The 19,070-nt window shown below is 67.8% G+C and carries 21 protein-coding genes and 1 pseudogene; 10 read left to right on the top strand and 12 right to left on the bottom strand.

Going from position 1 to position 19,070, the window contains the following annotated elements; translation table 11 throughout:
* The first annotated feature begins 308 nt into the window (after nt 1-308).
* The gene (locus tag GUY61_RS07750; RefSeq protein ID WP_208105687.1) at nt 309-1,814 is read left to right on the top strand and encodes a glycosyltransferase family 87 protein; all 1,506 of its coding nucleotides are present in this window, start codon (nt 309-311) and stop codon (nt 1,812-1,814) included.
* A 76-nt stretch (nt 1,815-1,890) separates the two neighbouring features.
* Here the strand turns inward: GUY61_RS07750 and GUY61_RS07745 are convergent, their stop codons facing one another.
* The 3 genes from GUY61_RS07745 to GUY61_RS07735 form a co-directional block, all read right to left on the bottom strand.
* Nucleotides 1,891-2,922 carry an alanine racemase gene (locus GUY61_RS07745; RefSeq protein ID WP_166629320.1) on the bottom strand — a complete coding sequence of 344 codons (1,032 nt, stop codon included), beginning with the start codon at nt 2,920-2,922 and terminating at the stop codon, nt 1,891-1,893.
* A 78-nt stretch (nt 2,923-3,000) separates the two neighbouring features.
* The gene (locus tag GUY61_RS07740; protein ID WP_166629319.1) at nt 3,001-4,119 is read right to left on the bottom strand and encodes a peptidoglycan bridge formation glycyltransferase FemA/FemB family protein; all 1,119 of its coding nucleotides are present in this window, start codon (nt 4,117-4,119) and stop codon (nt 3,001-3,003) included.
* A 154-nt stretch (nt 4,120-4,273) separates the two neighbouring features.
* Nucleotides 4,274-4,591: a hypothetical protein gene (locus GUY61_RS07735; RefSeq protein WP_166629318.1), complete on the bottom strand. Its 318-nt coding sequence runs from the start codon at nt 4,589-4,591 to the stop codon at nt 4,274-4,276.
* A 266-nt stretch (nt 4,592-4,857) separates the two neighbouring features.
* Here GUY61_RS07735 and rpsF point away from each other — a divergent pair, with 266 nt between their 5' ends.
* From rpsF to rplI, 4 genes are all read left to right on the top strand, one after another.
* Nucleotides 4,858-5,148, top strand: coding sequence for a 30S ribosomal protein S6 (gene rpsF, locus GUY61_RS07730; protein ID WP_004950685.1), 291 nt, complete (start codon nt 4,858-4,860; stop codon nt 5,146-5,148).
* 73 nt (nt 5,149-5,221) lie between these two features.
* Nucleotides 5,222-5,812 (top strand): single-stranded DNA-binding protein, encoded by a 591-nt coding sequence (locus GUY61_RS07725; protein WP_166629317.1) that lies wholly within the window; start codon nt 5,222-5,224, stop codon nt 5,810-5,812.
* A 43-nt stretch (nt 5,813-5,855) separates the two neighbouring features.
* On the top strand, nt 5,856-6,092 hold the full coding sequence (gene rpsR / locus GUY61_RS07720; protein WP_006381652.1) for a 30S ribosomal protein S18: 237 nt from the start codon (nt 5,856-5,858) through the stop codon (nt 6,090-6,092).
* 17 nt (nt 6,093-6,109) lie between these two features.
* Nucleotides 6,110-6,556 carry a 50S ribosomal protein L9 gene (gene rplI / locus GUY61_RS07715; protein ID WP_166629316.1) on the top strand — a complete coding sequence of 149 codons (447 nt, stop codon included), beginning with the start codon at nt 6,110-6,112 and terminating at the stop codon, nt 6,554-6,556.
* Nucleotides 6,557-6,647: 91 nt separating this feature from the next.
* Here the strand turns inward: rplI and GUY61_RS07710 are convergent, their stop codons facing one another.
* The gene (locus GUY61_RS07710) at nt 6,648-7,985 is read right to left on the bottom strand and encodes an MATE family efflux transporter (protein ID WP_166629315.1); all 1,338 of its coding nucleotides are present in this window, start codon (nt 7,983-7,985) and stop codon (nt 6,648-6,650) included.
* A 485-nt stretch (nt 7,986-8,470) separates the two neighbouring features.
* Here GUY61_RS07710 and dnaB point away from each other — a divergent pair, with 485 nt between their 5' ends.
* Both dnaB and GUY61_RS07700 read left to right on the top strand, forming a co-directional pair.
* Complete coding sequence (gene dnaB / locus GUY61_RS07705; protein WP_166629323.1) at nt 8,471-9,937, top strand: replicative DNA helicase; 1,467 nt, start codon at nt 8,471-8,473, stop codon at nt 9,935-9,937.
* Between the two features lie 59 nt (nt 9,938-9,996).
* Nucleotides 9,997-11,376 carry a serine hydrolase gene (locus tag GUY61_RS07700; protein WP_166629314.1) on the top strand — a complete coding sequence of 460 codons (1,380 nt, stop codon included), beginning with the start codon at nt 9,997-9,999 and terminating at the stop codon, nt 11,374-11,376.
* Between the two features lie 100 nt (nt 11,377-11,476).
* Here GUY61_RS07700 and GUY61_RS07695 read toward each other — a convergent pair whose 3' ends face one another.
* The 8 genes and pseudogenes from GUY61_RS07695 to GUY61_RS07665 form a co-directional block, all read right to left on the bottom strand.
* Nucleotides 11,477-11,929 (bottom strand): GNAT family N-acetyltransferase, encoded by a 453-nt coding sequence (locus GUY61_RS07695; protein WP_166629313.1) that lies wholly within the window; start codon nt 11,927-11,929, stop codon nt 11,477-11,479.
* A 132-nt stretch (nt 11,930-12,061) separates the two neighbouring features.
* Nucleotides 12,062-12,919 (bottom strand): GNAT family N-acetyltransferase, encoded by an 858-nt coding sequence (locus GUY61_RS07690; RefSeq protein WP_166629312.1) that lies wholly within the window; start codon nt 12,917-12,919, stop codon nt 12,062-12,064.
* Nucleotides 12,920-12,944: 25 nt separating this feature from the next.
* A pseudogene (locus GUY61_RS39860) lies at nt 12,945-13,498 on the bottom strand (DUF2269 domain-containing protein).
* A 65-nt stretch (nt 13,499-13,563) separates the two neighbouring features.
* Nucleotides 13,564-14,043, bottom strand: a complete 480-nt coding sequence (locus tag GUY61_RS07685) for an NUDIX domain-containing protein (RefSeq protein WP_166629311.1) — start codon at nt 14,041-14,043, stop codon at nt 13,564-13,566.
* Nucleotides 14,044-14,137: 94 nt separating this feature from the next.
* Nucleotides 14,138-15,031 (bottom strand): LysR family transcriptional regulator, encoded by an 894-nt coding sequence (locus tag GUY61_RS07680; RefSeq protein WP_166629310.1) that lies wholly within the window; start codon nt 15,029-15,031, stop codon nt 14,138-14,140.
* A gap of 239 nt (nt 15,032-15,270) precedes the next feature.
* Nucleotides 15,271-16,419: a cystathionine gamma-lyase gene (locus GUY61_RS07675; protein ID WP_166629309.1), complete on the bottom strand. Its 1,149-nt coding sequence runs from the start codon at nt 16,417-16,419 to the stop codon at nt 15,271-15,273.
* Nucleotides 16,416-16,925 carry a low molecular weight phosphotyrosine protein phosphatase gene (locus GUY61_RS07670; RefSeq protein WP_279576772.1) on the bottom strand — a complete coding sequence of 170 codons (510 nt, stop codon included), beginning with the start codon at nt 16,923-16,925 and terminating at the stop codon, nt 16,416-16,418. The genes GUY61_RS07675 and GUY61_RS07670 overlap by 4 nt, the downstream gene beginning before the upstream one ends.
* 9 nt (nt 16,926-16,934) lie before the next feature.
* A complete protein-coding gene (locus tag GUY61_RS07665; RefSeq protein ID WP_166629308.1) occupies nt 16,935-17,312 on the bottom strand; it encodes a phage holin family protein in 378 nt (125 codons plus the stop codon).
* 61 nt (nt 17,313-17,373) lie between these two features.
* Here GUY61_RS07665 and GUY61_RS07660 point away from each other — a divergent pair, with 61 nt between their 5' ends.
* The 3 genes from GUY61_RS07660 to GUY61_RS07650 all read left to right on the top strand — a co-directional run bounded on the left by GUY61_RS07660 (nt 17,374) and on the right by GUY61_RS07650 (nt 19,052).
* Nucleotides 17,374-17,691, top strand: coding sequence for a cupin domain-containing protein (locus GUY61_RS07660; RefSeq protein WP_166629307.1), 318 nt, complete (start codon nt 17,374-17,376; stop codon nt 17,689-17,691).
* A gap of 151 nt (nt 17,692-17,842) precedes the next feature.
* A complete protein-coding gene (locus tag GUY61_RS07655; protein ID WP_166629306.1) occupies nt 17,843-18,058 on the top strand; it encodes a DUF5326 family protein in 216 nt (71 codons plus the stop codon).
* Nucleotides 18,059-18,287: 229 nt separating this feature from the next.
* Entirely contained in the window at nt 18,288-19,052 is a 765-nt protein-coding gene (locus tag GUY61_RS07650; RefSeq protein ID WP_166629305.1) for an IclR family transcriptional regulator, read from the top strand.
* The last annotated feature ends 18 nt before the right edge of the window (nt 19,053-19,070 follow it).

The raw sequence follows: 19,070 nt of genomic DNA, 5'->3' as shown, positions 1-19,070 counted from the left end.
ACGGCGGGCAGAGCAACGGCAACACCACCACCACGACCGACGGAACGACCACCGACGGCACCACGACCGACGGCACCACGACCGACGGCACCACGACCGACGGAACGACCACCGACGGCAACAGCGGCAACGGAAACGGAAACGGAAGCGGCTTCCTGGGAGGAACGGGCTAGGGGAACGGTCGCTCAATGGCCAGGGCCTCCCGGAACACTCCGGGGGGCCCTGGCCCGTTTTCCGGCGTTCTCCTCACCCGCGCGCCCGCCGACACGCCGGGCGCGCCCACAGAGCCGTACGGCAGGATGGCCCCCATGACGAGCGTGCGCGACGAGCGAACCGTGCGGCCCACGGAGCAGGACGAGCTGGCCGCAGCCGGCAGTGAACTGATCGGCGGGCCCCTGGGACGGCGTGCGCTGCCCGGCTCGGGATGGTGGACCCCGGTCAGGGTCGTCGTCCTCGTCGTCATCGGACTCTTCGCCCTGGGCATGGTGCAGAAGATGCCCTGCTACGACTGGGCGTGGTTCCGCGGCGCCAGCTCTCAGTACACACACGCCTGCTACTCCGACATCCCGCATCTGTACATCGGGCGTGGCTTCGCCGACGACCTCGTGCCGTACTTCGACCGGCTCTCCGGTGACATGGAGTACCTCGAGTATCCGGTGCTGACCGGCGTGTTCATGGAGGTCGCCTCGTGGATGACGCCGAGCGGCGGATCCATGCAGCACCGCGAGCAGGTGTACTGGATGGTCAACGCCGGGATGCTGATGGTCTGCGCCGTGGTGATGACCGTGTGCGTGGCCCGTACGCACCGCCGTCGCCCCTGGGACGCCCTGCTCGTCGCGCTCGCGCCCGCCCTGGCCCTCACCGCCACCATCAACTGGGACCTGCTGGCGATCGCGCTGACCGCCGCGGCGATGCTCATGTGGTCGCGGCAGCGCCCACTGGCATTCGGCGTGCTGATCGGCCTGGCGACGGCGGCCAAGCTCTACCCTGTGCTGTTGCTGGGTGCGCTCCTGGTGCTCTGCTGGCGTGCCGGACGGTGGCGCGAGTACACCACCGCGGTACTGGGTGCGGCGGCTGCCTGGCTGGTGGTGAACCTGCCGGTGATGCTTCTCGCCCCGGAGGGGTGGAAGAAGTTCTACACCTTCAGTCAGGAGCGCGGGATCGACTACGGCTCTTTCTGGCTGATCATCACGCAGCGCACCGGCAAGGCCATCGAGATCGACACCGTCAACACCTATGCGACCCTGCTGATGCTCATCATGTGCGGGGGCATCGCGGCGCTGGCTCTCATGGCGCCGCGCCGGCCGCGCTTCGCGCAGCTGGCCTTCCTGGTGGTCGCCGCCTTCATCCTCACCAACAAGGTCTACTCACCGCAGTACGTGCTGTGGCTGATCCCCCTGGCGGCGCTCGCGCGTCCCCGCTGGCGTGACTTCCTGATCTGGCAGGCCGGCGAGGTCATGTACTTCCTGGGTATCTGGTTGTACCTCGCCTACACCACCAGCGGTGACAAGCGCCAGGGCCTGCCGCCCGAGGGCTACCAGCTGGCGATCGCCATTCACCTGCTGGCCACGTTGTACCTCTGCGCGGTGGTCGTGCGCGACATCCTGATGCCCGAGCGCGATGTCGTACGGCGTGACGGCTCCGACGACCCTTCGGGGGGCGTACTGGACGGGGCTCCCGACGCCTTCGTTCTCGGAGAGAGCCGGCCACGGCACGACGCTCATCCCGGAGAGGCCCGGGGTGGAGTGGGGTGCGGTCCGGGAGTGAGACAGAACCGCATGTTTCACGTGAAACACGCGCCGCGCGAGGTATGAGAAGAGGGCCGGGAACCACCATGGTGGTTCCCGGCCCTCTCGGCGTCCCTGATGGTGCGGTCGGCGGTGTCGTCCGTCAGCGGTCGATCGTCCGGTCGAACTGGGTGGTGGTGTGCCGCAGGTGGGCCACCAGTTCATCACCCACCGCCGGAGCGGGCGCGTCGGCCGGCACGAAGAGGATCGACACCTGCATGTGCGGCGGCTCGGCGAACCAGCGCTGCTTGCCGGCCCAGACGAACGGCGAAAGGTTGCGGTTGACCGTCGCCAGGCCCGCCCGGGCGACGCCCTTGGCGCGTGGCATGACGCCGTGCATGGCCTTCGGGGCCTCCAGGCCCACCCCGTGCGAGGTACCGCCCGCCACGACCACCAGGAAGCCGTCCGACGCGGCCTTCTGCTGCCGGTAGCCGAAGCGCTCGCCCTTCGAGACCCGGATGACGTCCAGGACGGCTCCGCGGTACTCCGTGGCCTCGTGGTCGCCCAGCCACAGCCGGGTGCCGATGCGGGCCCGGAAACGGGTCTGCGGGAACTGCTGCTGGAGCCGGACCAGTTCCTGAGCCTTGAGGTGGCTGACGAACATCGTGTGCAGCGGCAGCCGGGCGGCCCGCAGCCGGTCCATCCAGGCGATGACCTCCTCGACGGCGTCCGAGCCGTCCGTGCGGTCCAGCGGAAGATGGATCGCGAAGCCTTCCAGCCGCACGTCCTCGATCGCCGCGTGGAGCTTCGGAAGGTCCTCCTCCGTGATGCCGTGCCGCTTCATGGAGCTCATGACCTCTATGACCACCCGCGCCCCCACGAGGGCGTGGACGCCGTCCACGGAGGATACGGAGCGGATGACCCGGTCCGGCAGCGGCACCGGCTCCTCACCGCGCCGGAACGGCGTCAGGACCAGGAGGTCACCGCTGAAGAAGTCCTTGATCCGTGCGGCCTCGTACGTCGTGCCGACGGCGAGGACGTCCGCGCCGAAGCGAGCTGCCTCCTCGGCCAGGCGCTCATGACCGAAGCCGTAGCCATTGCCCTTGCACACCGGGACGATGCCGGGGAACTGGTCGATCACGGACTTCTGGTGCGCCCGCCAGCGCGCGGTGTCGACGTAGAGCGTGAGCGCCATGGCCGGTCACGGAACCTTTCTCGTGGCTGCGGTGTAGTCAGAGGTGTGTACGGCAATTCTGGGGGACTGCGGAAGGGCTCAGCGGCGGGACATGTAAATGTCCAACGCCTTGTGGAGCAGTTTGTTCAGCGGGAAGTCCCACTCGCCGAGGTACTCGGCGGCCTCGCCGCCGGTGCCGACCTTGAACTGGATCAGACCGAAGAGGTGGTCGGTCTCGTCCAGCGAGTCGGAGATGCCGCGCAGGTCGTAGACGGTGGCTCCGAGCGCGTAGGCGTCGCGCAGCATGCGCCACTGCATGGCGTTCGAGGGGCGGAACTCCCGGCCGATGTTGTCCGACGCGCCGTACGAATACCAGACGTGCCCGCCGACCACGAGCATGGTCGCCGCGGACAGGTTCACCCCGTTGTGCCGTGCGAAGTAAAGCCGCATGCGGTTGGGGTCCTCGTTGTTCAGGACCGTCCACATGCGCTGGAAGTACGAGAGCGGACGAGGGCGGAAGTGATCCCGGACGGCAGTGATCTCGTACAGACGCTGCCACTCGGGCAGGTCGTCGTAGCCGCCCTGGACAACCTCGACGCCCGCCTTCTCGGCCTTCTTGATGTTGCGGCGCCACAACTGGTTGAAGCCGCGGTGGACGTCGTCCAGGGAACGATTGGCGAGCGGCACCTGGAAGACGTAGCGGGGCTGGACGTCTCCGAAGCCCGCTCCGCCGTCCTCGCCCTGCTGCCAGCCCATCTTGCGCAGCCGGTCGGCCACCTCGAAGGCACGCGGCTCGATGTGGGTCGCCTCGACGTCGCGCAGCCGCTTGACGTCCGGGTCCTGGATGCCCGCCTTGATGGCGGTCGCGTTCCACCGGCGGATGACCACGGGCGGGCCCATCTTCACGGAGAAGGCACCCTGCTGCTTCAGATGCGCCAGCATCGGACGCAGCCACTCGTCGAGGTTGGGCGCGAACCAGTTGATGACCGGACCCTCGGGCAGATAGGCCAGATACCTCTTCACCTTGGGCAGCTGGCGGTAGAGGACCAGACCCGCGCCGACGAGTTCGCCGTTCTTGTCGAACCAGCCCAGGTTTTCCGAGCGCCACTCCGTCTTGACGTCGGCCCATGCCGGCACCTGGCAGTGACTCGCCGAGGGCAGGCTCTGGATGTACGCCAGATGCTGCTCACGACTGATGGTCCTCAGGGTCAGGCTCATGCGGGGCGCTCCTCGGGCAGGTGTGTCCCCATGGATCAGGGGCTCCGGCTCTCGCGCGAAGCCTACTGCGCCCGGGGAGCGCCCTGTTTGGCCCCACGGATTGCCGTGGGGCGTGCCGCACGGAAGGACGTACGGACCGGGTCAGCGGCGCCCGCTAGCCGAGAAACCCACCGAAGAGACCTCCCTGTGCCATCCCGAGGAAGAAGCCGATGGCAGAGGCGCCGAGGCCGATGATGAGCAGGAAGCGCTCGCGGGTCGTTTCGGAGATGAACTGCCCGTACGCCCCGGTCAGAATCCCCACGAGGCCGGTCCAGGAACTGATCAGATGGAGGCTGTGGAACTGCGCGGTGATGAACGCGACCGCTCCGAGAAGGAGGGTCGCGCCGACGAACGCGTCCTGGAGCGGATGGGGCTTGCCATCCGTCGCGAGGAGAGAGTGGGAAATCCTGCCACGCTTCATTGCTTGTGCCATTTGGGCACCTCCTGAGCGGAAGGCGGCGCACGGTAGCACCGCACACACCCGATGTGTACAGATTGCGGGTCTTCGGGGCCGGATTTCAACCGGAAGCGGGTGTGCGGGTAGTCTGTACCGTCTGCACCGGTGTCTGCCCAGGCCAGGACATGAATCCCCGAACTCGGGGCCGATTGTCAGTGGCGGCCGATACCGTTGCCAACGCATCACAACCCTCCTGCCACGGAACGACCGTGGCCGCTGAGTCCGAAGGAGGTGGGTTCCACATGCGTCACTACGAGGTGATGGTCATCCTCGACCCCGATCTCGAGGAGCGTGCAGTCTCCCCGCTGATCGAGAACTTCCTCTCCGTCGTCCGTGAGGGCAACGGAAAGGTGGAGAAGGTCGACACCTGGGGCCGTCGTCGTCTCGCGTACGAGATCAAGAAGAAGCCCGAGGGCATTTACTCGGTCATCGACCTGCAGGCCGAGCCTGCGGTCGTCAAGGAGCTCGACCGCCAGATGAACCTGAACGAGTCGGTCCTCCGGACCAAGGTCCTCCGTCCCGAGACCCACTGAGCTTCCGCTCACAGGTCTTCGGGATCCGAGTAGCAGCAAGCAGCCAGCAGCAACCCGCCGAGAGGTTCACCCAATGGCAGGCGAGACCGTCATCACGGTCGTCGGCAATCTCGTCGACGACCCCGAGCTGCGCTTCACCCCGTCCGGTGCGGCCGTCGCGAAGTTCCGTGTCGCGTCCACTCCCCGCACCTTCGACCGCCAGACGAATGAGTGGAAGGACGGCGAAAGCCTCTTCCTGACCTGCTCGGTCTGGCGGCAGGCGGCGGAGAACGTCGCCGAGTCGCTCCAGCGAGGCATGCGCGTCATCGTGCAGGGCCGGCTGAAGCAGCGGTCCTACGAGGACCGTGACGGCGTCAAGCGCACGGTCTACGAGCTGGACGTCGAGGAAGTCGGCGCCAGCCTCCGCAACGCCACGGCCAAGGTCACCAAGACCACCGGCCGCGGTGGCCAGGGTGGCTACGGCGGTGGCCAGCAGGGTGGCGGCGGTGGTGGCGGCTGGGGCGGCGGCTCCGGCGGCCAGCAGGGCGGCGGCGCTCCCGCCGACGACCCCTGGGCCACTAGCGCTCCGGCCGGCGGTGGCCAGCAGGGCGGCGGCGGTGGTGGCGGCTGGGGCGGTAGTTCCGGCGGCTCCGGCGGCGGCTACTCGGACGAGCCGCCCTTCTAGGGCAGCCCGTACCCAAACTTCTTGATCACACAGGAGAAACACCATGGCGAAGCCGCCTGTGCGCAAGCCTAAGAAGAAGGTCTGCGCGTTCTGCAAGGACAAGGTCCAGTACGTGGACTACAAGGACACGAACATGCTGCGGAAGTTCATTTCCGACCGCGGCAAGATCCGTGCCCGCCGGGTGACCGGCAACTGCACCCAGCACCAGCGCGACGTTGCCACGGCCGTCAAGAACAGCCGTGAAATGGCGCTGCTGCCCTACACGTCCACCGCGCGCTAAGAGAGGGTGACCGAATCATGAAGATCATCCTCACTCACGAGGTCTCCGGCCTCGGCACCGCCGGTGACGTCGTCGACGTCAAGGACGGATACGCTCGCAACTACCTGGTTCCGCGTGGTTTCGCGATCCGCTGGACCAAGGGTGGCGAGAAGGACGTCGAGCAGATTCGTCGCGCTCGCAAGATCCACGAGATCGCAACCATCGAGCAGGCCAACGAGATCAAGGCCAAGCTCGAGGGCGTGAAGGTGCGTCTGGCCACCCGTTCGGGTGAGTCCGGCCGCCTCTTCGGTTCCGTCACCCCGGCCGACATCGCTTCGGCGATCAAGGCTGCCGGTGGCCCTGAGGTCGACAAGCGTCGCATCGAGCTCGGCTCGCCGATCAAGAGCCTGGGCTCGCACCAGGTCTCCGTGCGTCTGCACCCCGAGGTTGCCGCGAAGCTCGGTATCGAGGTCGTCGCCGCCTAAGGGCAGTGCTCGGCAGAGCAGCGGAAGGGCCGCATCCCGTGAGGGGTGCGGCCCTTCGTTGTGTGGTGGAAAGGTCGTTTCACGTGAAACGTCACCGGGTGGAACCGGTGACGACCCACCGGCCGGAGCGCGAGCGCACGCACAGAGTGACCATGCGGACGGTCATCATCAGGGTCATGACCCACCACAAGGCCGTCAGTCCGCCTCCCAGCGGATGCACCAGCAGGGCGGCCGGGGCGAAGACCGCCAGGGTCAGCAGCATCGCCCAGGCGAGATAGGGACCGTCGCCCGCGCCCATCAGCACCCCGTCCAGTACGAAGACGATGCCGGAGACCGGCTGGGAGAACGCGACGACGAGCAGGGCGGGAAGCATGACCTCCTGGACGTGGGGGTCACTGGTGAACAGGGGAGTGAACAGAGGCCGGGACGCCACCACCACAAGGCCCAGGACCAAACCCGCGATCATGCCCCACTGCACCATGCGGCGGCAGGCGTCTTTCGCTCCCTCCGCATCGTCGGCCCCGAGATAGCGGCCGATGATCGCCTGCCCGGCGATCGCGATCGCGTCCAGGGCGAAGGCCAGCAGGCTCCACAAGGAGAGGATGACCTGGTGGGCTGCCAGTTCGGTGTCTCCCAGGCGTGCCGCGACAGCGGTGGCGATCATCAGGATCGCGCGCAGCGACAGCGTGCGGACCAGCAGAGGAAGCCCCGCCTGGGCGCACGCCCTTACGCCGGCGCCATCGGGGCGCAGAGTAGCGCCGTGCCGTCGTGCTCCGCGCACGACCACCGTGAGGTAGGCGGCCGCCATTCCCCACTGGGCGATGACGGTGCCCCACGCGGATCCTGCGATGCCCAGGTCGGCGCCGTACACCAGCCCCGCGTTGAGGGTGGCGTTGGCCGTGAACCCGCCGATCGCGACGTATAGCGGGGTGCGGGTGTCCTGGAGGCCGCGCAGCACCCCGGTGGCGGCCAGGACCACCAGCGTCGCCGGGATTCCGAGCGCGGAGATCCACAGATAGGTCACGGCATACGGTGCCGCCGTGGAGGAGGTGCCGAAGAGGTCGATCAACCAGGATGCCCCGGGCAGAACCACGGCGATGACGGCCGCGCCCAGAAGCAGTGCCAGCCAGATGCCGTCCATGCCCTGGCGAAGGGCGGACTGGAGATCTCCCGCGCCGACTCTCCGGGCAACAGCGGCAGTCGTGGCGTAGGCCAGAAAGACGAAGACGCTCACCGCTGTCGTCAGGACCGACGCCGCCACGGCCAGGCCGGCGAGTTGCGAGGTGCCGAGATGCCCGACGATCGCGCTGTCGACCATGACGAAGAGCGGCTCTGCGACGAGGGCGCCGAAGGCCGGCAGCGCGAGCGCGACGATCTCACGGTCATGTTGTCGACTTCGGGACCCGGGGGTCGCGGGGGCCATTGGCATGACGCCAATCTAATCTTCCACAGGTAAGAGATGCAAAGCGATTCTGATCCTTACTTCATGCCTCGGTGCGGCTTCGGCCGTGCGCCGTTTGCCGGGATCTTGCCCCCGGGGGAAAAGTTTTTCTTCCCCACAGTCGGTGGATGGAGAAAGGGCAGGTCAGCAGGGTTACGGCTGAAGGTGTGAGATTTTGTCCACACCCCTTTCCCCCGCCCCGTGCACAGGATTCGAGGACTTACCCACAGCATCGGGTCCGTCGTCCACATGGCCTGTGGATAACCAGATTGGCTGAGGGTGCCGACGGGCCTACCGTGGTCCGGCGCCCGCCATCCTTCGCGGTCCTCGGACCGGCTCGTTATGACGCGGACCCCGGGAGACCGGAGCCGGAAGTCGGGTGCCTCATTGTCAGTGCCGTGCCGTAGGAATGAGTGGCGCGGTGAGGTCCGCCTGGCGGACGGGAGGAGGTCACGGTGAGCATTCCCGAGCCCATGGGCGATCCCTGGGCCGACGGTGGACCCAGTGACCGACTGCCCGTCTCCCGCCCGCGGCGCGGTGACGGGTTCGGCCGCAGCCGTGACGATCAGCACGAGCGTGGGCGGGACAGCGGGGCTTGGGACGGCGGGACCGCCGCCTTCGAACGCGTACCCCCGCAGGACCTGGACGCCGAACAGTCCGTGCTCGGCGGCATGCTGCTGTCGAAGGACGCGATCGCCGACGTGGTCGAGGTTCTGAAGGGCCATGACTACTACCGGCCTGCCCACGAGACGATCCATCAGGCCATCCTTGATCTCTACGCCAAGGGTGAGCCGGCGGACCCGATCACGGTGGCGGCCGAGCTCACCAAGCGCGGCGAGATCACTCGGGTCGGGGGGGCCTCCTACCTCCACACGCTGGTCCAGTCGGTTCCCACCGCGGCCAATGCCTCCTACTACGCGGAGATCGTCCGTGAGCGTGCGGTGCTCCGGCGACTTGTCGAGGCCGGCACGAAGATCACTCAGATGGGGTATGCCGCTGACGGCGACGTCGACGAGATCGTCAACTCCGCTCAGGCGGAGATCTACGCCGTCACCGAGCAGCGGACGAGCGAGGACTACCTCCCGCTGGGCGACATCATGGAGGGCGCCCTCGACGAGATCGAGGCGATCGGCTCTCGCAGTGGTGAGATGACCGGCGTCCCCACTGGTTTCACGGACTTCGACTCCCTGACGAATGGCCTGCACCCGGGCCAGATGATCGTCATCGCGGCCCGTCCCGCCATGGGCAAGTCGACGCTCGCGCTGGACTTCGCACGGGCCTGCTCCATCAAGCACAATCTCCCCAGCGTGATCTTCTCGCTGGAAATGGGGCGCAACGAGATCGCGATGCGTCTGCTGTCGGCCGAGGCCCGAGTCGCGCTGCACCACATGCGGTCCGGAACGATGACCGACGAGGACTGGACCCGGCTGGCCCGGCGGATGCCTGACGTGTCGGCGGCGCCGCTGTACATCGACGACTCCCCGAACCTGTCGATGATGGAGATTCGTGCCAAGTGCCGTCGGCTGAAGCAGCGCAACGACCTGAAGCTGGTCGTCATCGACTATCTGCAGCTGATGCAGTCCGGCGGTTCCAAGCGCGCCGAAAGCCGTCAGCAGGAGGTATCGGACATGTCACGAAATCTCAAGCTGCTGGCGAAGGAGCTGGAGATCCCAGTGATCGCCCTCTCCCAGCTGAACCGAGGCCCCGAACAGCGTACGGACAAGAAGCCGATGGTGTCGGACCTGCGCGAATCCGGCTCCATCGAGCAGGACGCCGACATGGTGATCCTGCTCCATCGTGAGGACGCCTACGAGAAGGAGTCACCCCGCGCGGGCGAGGCGGATCTCATCGTGGCGAAGCACCGCAATGGTCCGACGGCCACGATCACCGTTGCCTTCCAGGGGCACTACTCGCGCTTCGTGGACATGGCGCAGACCTGATTTCGCGGACACACGATAATACTGTCGACCGGCGGCCGCTCCTGGGCCGAATCTTGGGCATGACCTCATCGCAAGAAGAGTTGCTGCCTGCGACACGGCGTGCCCTTACGCATCGCATCGCCACAGCACAGAGAGAAGGACGGACACCTTCGCTCGTCGGGGCGGTCGTCCGGGACGGGCGGCTGGTATGGAGCGGGAGCCGCAGCTGTGTCGACGGCCATGCGCCGGACACGGACACGCAGTACCGCATTGGGTCGATCACCAAGACGTTCACGGCCGTGCTGGTGATGCGACTGCGCGACGAAGGCCTGCTCGATCTCGGTGATCCTCTCGGAAGGCATCTGCCCGGAACGGACGCGGGCGAGGTGACGATCGCTCAACTGCTGGCGCACACGGGCGGCCTGGCCGCCGAGACGCCGGGGCCGTGGTGGGAACGCACACCCGGTTCGCTTCGTCCCGCGCTCGCCGACGTGCTCGGTGAGCGCCCGTTCCTGCACCCCAGGGGACGGCTGCACCACTACTCCAACCCCGGCTACACATTGCTGGGCGTACTGGTCGAGCAGGTACGCGGTGAAAAGTGGGAGACGGTGCTGCGCCAGGAGGTGCTCCAGCCGCTGGGGCTGCACCGCACCGGTGGCCGGCCGGAAGCTCCGCATGCGGACGGGTGGGCCGTGCACCCATGGGCGGATGCGCTCCTGCCAGAGCCTGCCGAAGACCTCGGCCTGATGGCCCCGGCTGGACAGCTGTGGTCCACGGCCGAGGATCTGTGCCGCTTCGCGGTCTTCCTGGCCGAGGGGGACGAAAGAGTCCTGAGCACCGCTTCCGTGCGCGAGATGCGTACACCGGCCGCGCCCGGTGATCTGACGGAGCCCGACTCCGGGTACGGCCTGGGGATGCAGATTGTGCGTCGGGACGGGCGGACGCTCGTAGGTCATACCGGTTCACTCCCCGGCTTCCTTGCCGGCCTGCTGGTGAGCGCGGAGGACGGCCTCGGTGCGGTGGCCCTGACCAACTGCACTTCCGGGCCACTGCCAGGGGCGCTGGCCGGTGACCTTGTGGCGATCGTCGCCGAGGCCGAGCCGCGCATCGCTGAGCCCTGGCGGCCGCTCGACGAACTCGATCCCACATTGCTGGACCTCACCGGCCAGTGGTACTGGGGCACGCGTTCCTTCGCGCTGAGGCTGGAGGCCGGACGTGGGCTGGAGCTGCGCCCGCTTCAGGGTGCGGGGCGCAGTGCGCGGTTCCGCGCCGATGACGAAGGGACCTGGACCGGTCTCGACGGGTACTACGAGGGCGAGACGCTGACCGTCGTGCGGCGACCGGACGGCTCAGCCAGTCACCTCGACTTCGGTTCTTTCGTCTTCACCCGTGAACCCTACGAGGCGGGTGCACCGGTGCCGGGGGGCGTGGACCCGGGAGGCTGGCAGAGCCTCGCGTGACGCGCCATGTGGGACATGGGTGATGTTTCACGTGAAACACGCCTCGGTCGCCCGCAGAGCGGAGGATGCGACCTCGATTCTGCGGGCGGCGGTGCCGGACTCAGAGCTGCAGCTTGAAGCCCAGGTGGGAGGCGGTGAAACCGAGGCGCTCGTAGAAGCGGTGCGCGTCGGTGCGGGTGGCGTCCGACGTAAGCTGCACCAGCTGGCAGTTTTGGCGCCGTGACTCGTCCACGGCCCACAGGATGAGCTGAGTGCCGAGTCCGCTGCCGCGTTCCTCCGCGTGGATGCGTACGGCCTCGATGATCGAGCGGACAGCCCCCCGCCGGGAGAGGCCCGGAATGACGGAGAGCTGCAGAGTGCCGACGATCCGGTCGCCGCGAGCCGCCACCACCAGATGCTGGTTGGGATCAGCGGCCAGGCGCTTGAGCGCGTGCTGGTACGGAGCGAGGTCGCCGGGGGATTCACGGGTCGCGCCAAGCGGGTCGTCGGCGAGCATCGCAACGATCGCGGGCAGGTCGGCCTCGGTGGCGGGCCGTATCTCAAGCTCGATCATGTGGCCGACTCTATGGCTTCGGCACGGCGGCGTTCAGCGATCCGCCCGCGCACACCAGAAGTCGGGCTTCGCGGCGGCATCGGTGAGCCCGCAGACCCCGCCGTCAGGAACAGAACCTCGCGGGGAGGGGCGTCAGCCCGCGGCCACCGTCAGGGGAGCGAAGCGGCGCGTCCAGTCACCCGGCAACTCGGGCATGCCGAGCACCATCACGGCGTTTGCGGCGACCGGCTCCATACCGCGATCCTTCACCCAGCTCAGGAATTCCTCATGGCGTACATCGATGTCGGTGCGCAGGACCCGGTCGGGGCCGGCGGCCAGCGAGGTGACGAGCGCCTTGGCCGTCTCGATGTCTGAGGCGACCAGTGGTCCCACGACATGCGTCCGCATATTGGGCCAGGCCGCCGCATAGCCAGCAATGCGCCCGTCGGACGACTGGGCCACCCACAGATCGTCGGCGAACGCGGGCAGCCTGGTGATCATGTGGGTGCGGTCGGCCCCGAAGACCTCCGCGTCGAGACGGAGCAGCGCGGGCAGGTCGTCCGCGGTCGCCGTCCTGGTGAGGATGTCGAACGTCTCCCCGGAAGGCTGGAAATGACCGAGGACCATCTCGGCCGCGCCGATCGCCTTGAAGCCGAGCTCCTCGTAGAGAGGACGTCCGTTCGGGGTGGCATAAAGGGTGAGAGGAACGCCTCCCGACTCCTCCACGACGTATGTCATCAGCCGCCTCCCAACGCCCTTGCGGGCGTATCGCTGGGCGACCAGCACCATGCCGACGGCTGAGAGCCCGGGGCCGTAGCGGGTGACTACGCAGGCGGCGACGAGGCCTCCTTCGGGATCGTCGATGCCGAACCCGGTCCCGGCAGAGAGCAGCAGACCCCATTTGTGTTCCTCGCGGGGCCAGCCGCGGTTCTCGGAGAGGTCGGCGCAGCGGGCCAGATCGCGAAGGGTCAGCCGGCGGATGGGCAGTGGGGAGAGGTCAGGTGTCGGCACCGGGTCAGGCTGTCTCATGGACCTTCTACGAGTCCAGCGCTTTACGTAGGGCCGTCAGGTGCTTTCGGCCACGTGCTGTCGGTCCCCACGGTTTGAGCACCGAGATCGCGGTGGTGAAGACATAGACGGCCAAGGCGACGGAGGGAGCGACGACCAGATCGCTCGCGGCATACACCGCCGCATCGGCTGCTGCACGGTCGATGCTGGGGCGGAGCGCGAAGGCCGAGGCGATGGCAGCGGCGAGCGTCAGCCAGAACTTCGTGTGGACCCAGCGGTGCCGGCCAGGCCTCAAGGGGTGCCGAGGGACAGGACGAGTCCGCTCACCGGGGTGAGCAGGGCGATCGGGACGATCAGCCAGTCACCGAAGACCTTCATCGAGCGGTATGCGGCATGCGCGACCGCTGGATAATCGGTGGTCGCACCGGCTATGCCCAGGGTCAGCAGGCCGAGTGTGAGCCCGAGCCAGCCGACCGAGACGGAGACATGGACAGCGAGCGTGGCCCGGCGTGCGGGCGGCGTAGTTTCACGTGAAACACCGTGCCTGCCGCCGCCGCTGGTGGCGTCTGACCGCGGGAGTATCCGTCCGTACTCGATTCCGCGTATGTGCCGCGCCGACGCACCGTGCGTCGGCGCGGCCGGCCCTGTCAGCCGAGGTCGGGTGCGTGCATGGCTCGTACGCCTTCGATGTTGCCGTCGAGGTAGTGCCGCAGGGACAGCGGGACGAGGTGCACGGCGGCGATCCCCACTCGGCTGAAGGGGATCCGCACGATTTCGTACTCGCCGCAGGGGGCGTCGACCTCAGGACCGTGTCGCCGGTCCTCGTCCATGGACTCCAGACGGCAGACGAAGAAGTGCTGCACCTTCACTCCGGTGAGGCCACCGTCCTCGAAGTGTTCGACGGTGTCGACGAAGCAGGGCACCACATCGGTGATCTTCGCGCCCAGTTCTTCGTCGACCTCGCGGTGCAGAGCATCGACTACGGTGGCATCATCCGGCTCGACGCCGCCTCCGGGGGTGAGCCAGTACGGATCCATGCCGGGCTTCGTGCGCTTGATCAGGACGAGGTCATTGCCGTCCAGCAGGATGGCGCGTGCGGTGCGCTTGACCACGGGCCGTTCGGTCATGGAGGAGATGTGGCCCGATACGGGCCCTCTGAAACGCGCCACGACATGCGGAAACCGTCGAGTGCTCCCCGAGCCTCCCGGGTGCGCCCCTTCCTCACCAGTCCGCGGCGGCGCGCAGCAACCAGTCATGCGCACGGGCTATGTGCGGCAGTGCGAGCGTGCCGGCGCGTACCACGAGGAAATATGTGCGCAAGGGAGGGACCGGTGGGTCGATGAGGGCCAGCAGCTGACCTCGCTCCAACGCCTCCTCGCACAGATATCTGGGCAGGACGGCCAGACCCGCACCCGCGATGGCGCACTCCAGTACAGCGCGGAGGTCGGGAACCACGACCGTTCCGGCTGCGGACGGCTTCGCGTCGAACACAGCGGACCAGTATCGCGAGACCAGCGGCAGCGACTCGTGCACCTCGATCAGAGGCAGGTGCTCGAGCGAGCGCATCCCCTCCGCCCGCACCATCGAGGGACCGATCCGGCACGCCCGGCGCGGGGACGCGACCAGTACATGCTCCTCGTCACACAGCGGAGTCGCGGCCAGCAGTCCGCCCCGTGGGCGGGCCGTCGAGATGGCCAGATCGTGATGCCCCGCGGCGAGACCGTCCAGGACGTCCTCGGCGCTGCCGAAGGCGGTGCGCAGTGCGAGACCCTGTGAGATCAGCCCGGTCAGGGCGGGCAGGGCGCGCAATGAGGTGAACTCGGGGGGCCCCGCGAGATGGAGGGTGCGGGCCACCGAGCTCTCGGCGAGTTCGGTCTGGGTGATCTCGACGAGCGCGTCCAGGTGCGGGGCGGCCTTGTGGGCGAGTTCGTCGCCGATGGTGGTGGGCGTGACACCGCGAGCCTGACGCAGGAAGAGGGGCCGTCCGAGCTGGCGCTCGAGGGTGCGGATCTGGGATGTGACCGCGGGCTGGGAGAGTCCCAGAAGCGCGGCTGCGCGGGTGAAGGAACCGGCTCGGTGCACAGTGACGAACGTGCGCAGCAGAGCCAGATCCATCTGGGTCCCCTTGGGCTCGGCTCGGCCTGGCAGGCACTCAACTATAAATAAGTCGATAGGTCGCTGTCGCTACCGTGATTGGACACTGACGCATAGTCAACTAGCCTTGTTTTCACGGTTCTGCGCGCGTTGAGCCGTGGCGGTCCGAGCCATGAGGGGGGAGGCTCGGACCGTCTGTCTGTCGTAGTGCTTCACCTCGGCGGGCCCCTGCGGAGGGACGCGGACGTCCGGTCCGTCCGCTACTGGGCGTCCTGCGCCTCGTCGAGTGCCCGCAGCACGTCCGCGATCAGGTCGTCGGGGTCCTCGGCCCCTACCGAGAAGCGGATGAAGCCCTCGGCCACGGCGTCACCACCCCACCGTCGGCGCCGCTCGGCGGTGGACCGCAGCCCGCCGAAACTCGTGGCGTCGTCCACCAGCCGCAGGCGGGCCAGGAACCGTTCCGCCCACTCGCGGTCGGGGAGCTCGAAGGAGACCACGCAGCCGAAGCGGACCATCTGCTGTGAGGCCAGCGGGTAGGAGGGATCGGTCGGCAGGCCCGGGTACCGCAGATCCCGGACCTCTTCGCGCTTGCTCAGTGCCTCCGCGAGGGCCAGGGCACCCGCCGTCTGCCGGTCGGCCCGCATCTGGAGCGTGGCGAGCGAGCGGTGGGCCAGCCATGCCTCCATCGGGCCGGCGATCGCCCCGACGACCTTCCGCCAGCGCCGGACCTTTGCCGCGAGCTCCGGATCCTTGCAGGTCACGTAGCCGAGCAGGACATCACCGTGTCCGGTGAGCATCTTTGTGCCACTGGCCACCGAGAAGTCCGCACCCAGTTCCAGCGGCCGCTGCCCCAGTGGTGTCGCGAGGGTGTTGTCGACCGCGACCAGGGTGCCCTGCGCATGCGCCGCGTCGACGAGCCGCCGAATGTCGCACACGTCGAGCCCCGGGTTGGACGGGGACTCGATCCAGAGCAGCCGGGCGCCTTCCAGCACGCCGAGCTGGGCGTCTCCCCCGGTCGGTGCGGTGCGCACCTCGACGCCGTAGTCCTGGAGCTGCTCGCGGACCAGTGGCAGCACCTGATAACCGTCATCGGGCAGCACGACCACGTCCGACGCGCGGACCTGGGAGAGGAGCACGGCCGAGATCGCGGCCATGCCGGACGCGAAGACAAGCGTCTCGACGTCTTCGCCGGGCGCCTCCAGTTCGCTGATGGCGCGTTCCAGGTGGGCCCAGGTGGGATTGGAGTCGCGGCCGTACGCATACGGTCCCTCCACCGATCCGGGCAGGTGGAAGTGGGCGGCGAAGACCGGGCCCGGCAGGGTCGGCTCGTATTTCACCGCCTCCGGGAGCCCTGCCCGTACCGCACGGGTTCCGTCTCCTGCACCTGCCAGGTCCTCGTACGCCGTCATGCCGCCCTCTCCTCCACCAGATCCCGCACGACGGCGAGCAGCCCTTCGCTCGCCGTCTCCACCATTTCCAGGCAGTCCTCGAATCCCTGCATGTCACCGTAATAGGGATCGGGGACATCGAGGTCCGTGGCCCCGGGGTCGTAGGAGCGCAGCAGCAGCACTTTGGCCGCGTCGTCCTGCGTCGGCGCGAGCCGGCGCAGATCGCGCAGGTGGGTTCCGTCGAGTGCGATCACCAGGTCGAGGCGGGTGAACCACTCGGCGCGGAACTGGCGCGCCGTGTGCGTGGGGTCGTAGCCGTTCGCCTCCAGGACGGAGACGGTGCGGGGGTCCGCCCCGTTGCCCTCGTGCCAGCCGCCGGTACCGGCACTGTCGACGCGGACGAGATCGCCGAGTCCCGCCTCCGTGACCCGGGCGCGGAAGACGGACTCGGCCATCGGGGACCGGCAGATGTTGCCGGTGCAGACGAAACAGACGCGGAAAGCCGTGGTCGTCGGCATGATCGCCATGGAGCCGTCTCAGTCCTTGTCGGGGAGGATCATGTTCACGGCCCAGGAGACGATGGCGATGATCAGGCCGCCCAGCACGGCCGTCCAGAAGCCCTCCACATGGAAACTCAAGTCCACCACGTCCGCCAGCCACGAGGTGAGCAGCAGCATCAGGGCGTTCACCACCAGTGTGAACAGGCCGAGGGTGAGGATGTAGAGCGGCAGCGCCAGCAGCTTCACCACCGGCTTGACCAGGAAGTTCACGAGTCCGAAGAGCAGCGCGACCAGCAGCAGGGTGAGTATCTTGTTGCCGGTGCTGTCGCCGGTCAGGGTGATGTCGCTGATCAGCCAGATCGCGACCGCGAGGGCTGCCGCGTTGGCGATCGTTGAAGCGATGAAATTCTTCATGGTCTGATCGTGGCAGATCGCATGGCGAAGTGGACCTGACGAGGCAAGGGGCGGGCAGGAGATGAAGGCATTCCGGCTTGACGAGCTCGAGGCGGAACGGGTCGCCAACGACGGGGCGTATCTGCAGTTCCTGCGGGAGCGGAACATGTCGGTCGGCCTGTACGCGCTGAACGCGGGAGAGACCGATCCGCAGCAGCCGCACGGCCAGGACGAGGTGTACATGGTGATGAGCGGCCGTGCCTCGATCACGGTCGGCATGGAGACCACGGTGGTGGGACGCGGCAGCGTCGTGTACGTACCGGCGGGTGTGCCCCACAAGTTCCACCACATCAGCGAGGACCTGAGGGTTCTCGTCGTCTTCTCTCCGCCCGAGAGCTGACCGCCGACCCGCCGTTCCCTAGGGGACGGTTCAGGGGAGGACAAGGGGTGCGAGCCGCCCGAAAGTCACTCTCACCCCTCTAGAGTCGAAGTCACAGGGAGACGGAGTCACCTGGAAGGACACGACAAGAAAGCAGGTAGGGACAGTGGCAGTGCGGGAGATATTCGCCGGGATGCCGTGGTGGGTCAAATGGGTCGCGGTGCCGTTCATCGCTCTCGTGGTCTTCGGCGGCCTGATCACCAGCGTGGTGGGATTCGTCATTGGGCTGCTGTTCAAGCTGCTGGTCTTCGCGGCCCTGGTCGGTGGACTCATCTACGTCGTTCGGAAGTTCATGACCTCGTCCACCTCCTCGAAGGGCGACTGGTAACCCGGGCGGGCGACCGAGGGCCCTGGATCGCAACCTGTCCGGTGACCGGCCGTTAGAGTGCACGTGCGTTCCGGCCCGGCAGCAGCCCCGGGGGTGACCCTTGACCACGTTCGACAGTCCGTCGTCCCCGAGTCCTCGGACCTCGGGCGCCTCCGTCCTGGGTACCCCGCGGGAGAGAACACCGGCGGATCCCGGATCGTCGGCGGACCCGGGGCCCGGAGCCGCCCCCGTGGACACGGCCCAGGCCGGGCCCACACTCATCGGGTCCGTTCAGCGGGCGCTGAGACTCCTCGAGGCAGTGGCCAGGCACGAGTCGGGCGCACCGGCCAAGCAACTGGCCCGCGAGGCCGGTCTGCCGCTTCCCACCGCTTACCACCTGCTGCGCACGCTCGCTCACGAGGGTTATCTGCGCCGCGAGGAAGGGATGTTCTTCTTCGGCGAGGCCGCCGAACGTCTCGCCGGACACACCGTGCGGCAGAGCCGGCGCAGCGCCATCGCGGAGTGCCTCGCACGCTGGAGCGAACTTGTCGGTGTGCCGGTCTACCTCGGTGTCTACCGCGACGGTGAGGTGGACGTCGCCGCGGTGGCCCACGCGGCCGGAAGGCCGGCCGTGGAGATGTCGGCGGAGTTCCGCGAGACCGCACATGCCCATGCCATCGGGCAGTGCCTGCTCTGGCAGCTCGACGAAGGAGCCCGGCGGGATCATCTGGCCCGTTATCCGGTCCGGCCCCGGACGCCGTACACGGTCGCCGACGAACGCACCCTGCTGGGCCGGCTGACGGCCATGGAGCGCAGGCGTCCCGTCGTCGAGCGGCAGGAGTACGAACTGGGCACCGCCTGTGCGGCCATTCCGGTCTCCGGCGGGCCGACGGCCGCGTCGGTGGCGATTTCCCTTCCGGTCGGCCAGGAAGAGCGCATGCTGTCCGCGGTCGAAACGCTGCGCAGAGAAGTCGACGCGCTGGTGACCGCGCTCGACATCTCTATCAGTATCTGAAAACTCACTCCTTGTGAT

It is taken from the genome of Streptomyces sp. GC420 (genome assembly GCF_009916105.1).
Classification (GTDB): Bacteria; Actinomycetota; Actinomycetes; order Streptomycetales; family Streptomycetaceae; genus Streptomyces.
This window is presented reverse-complemented; position numbering and strand designations above follow the sequence as displayed.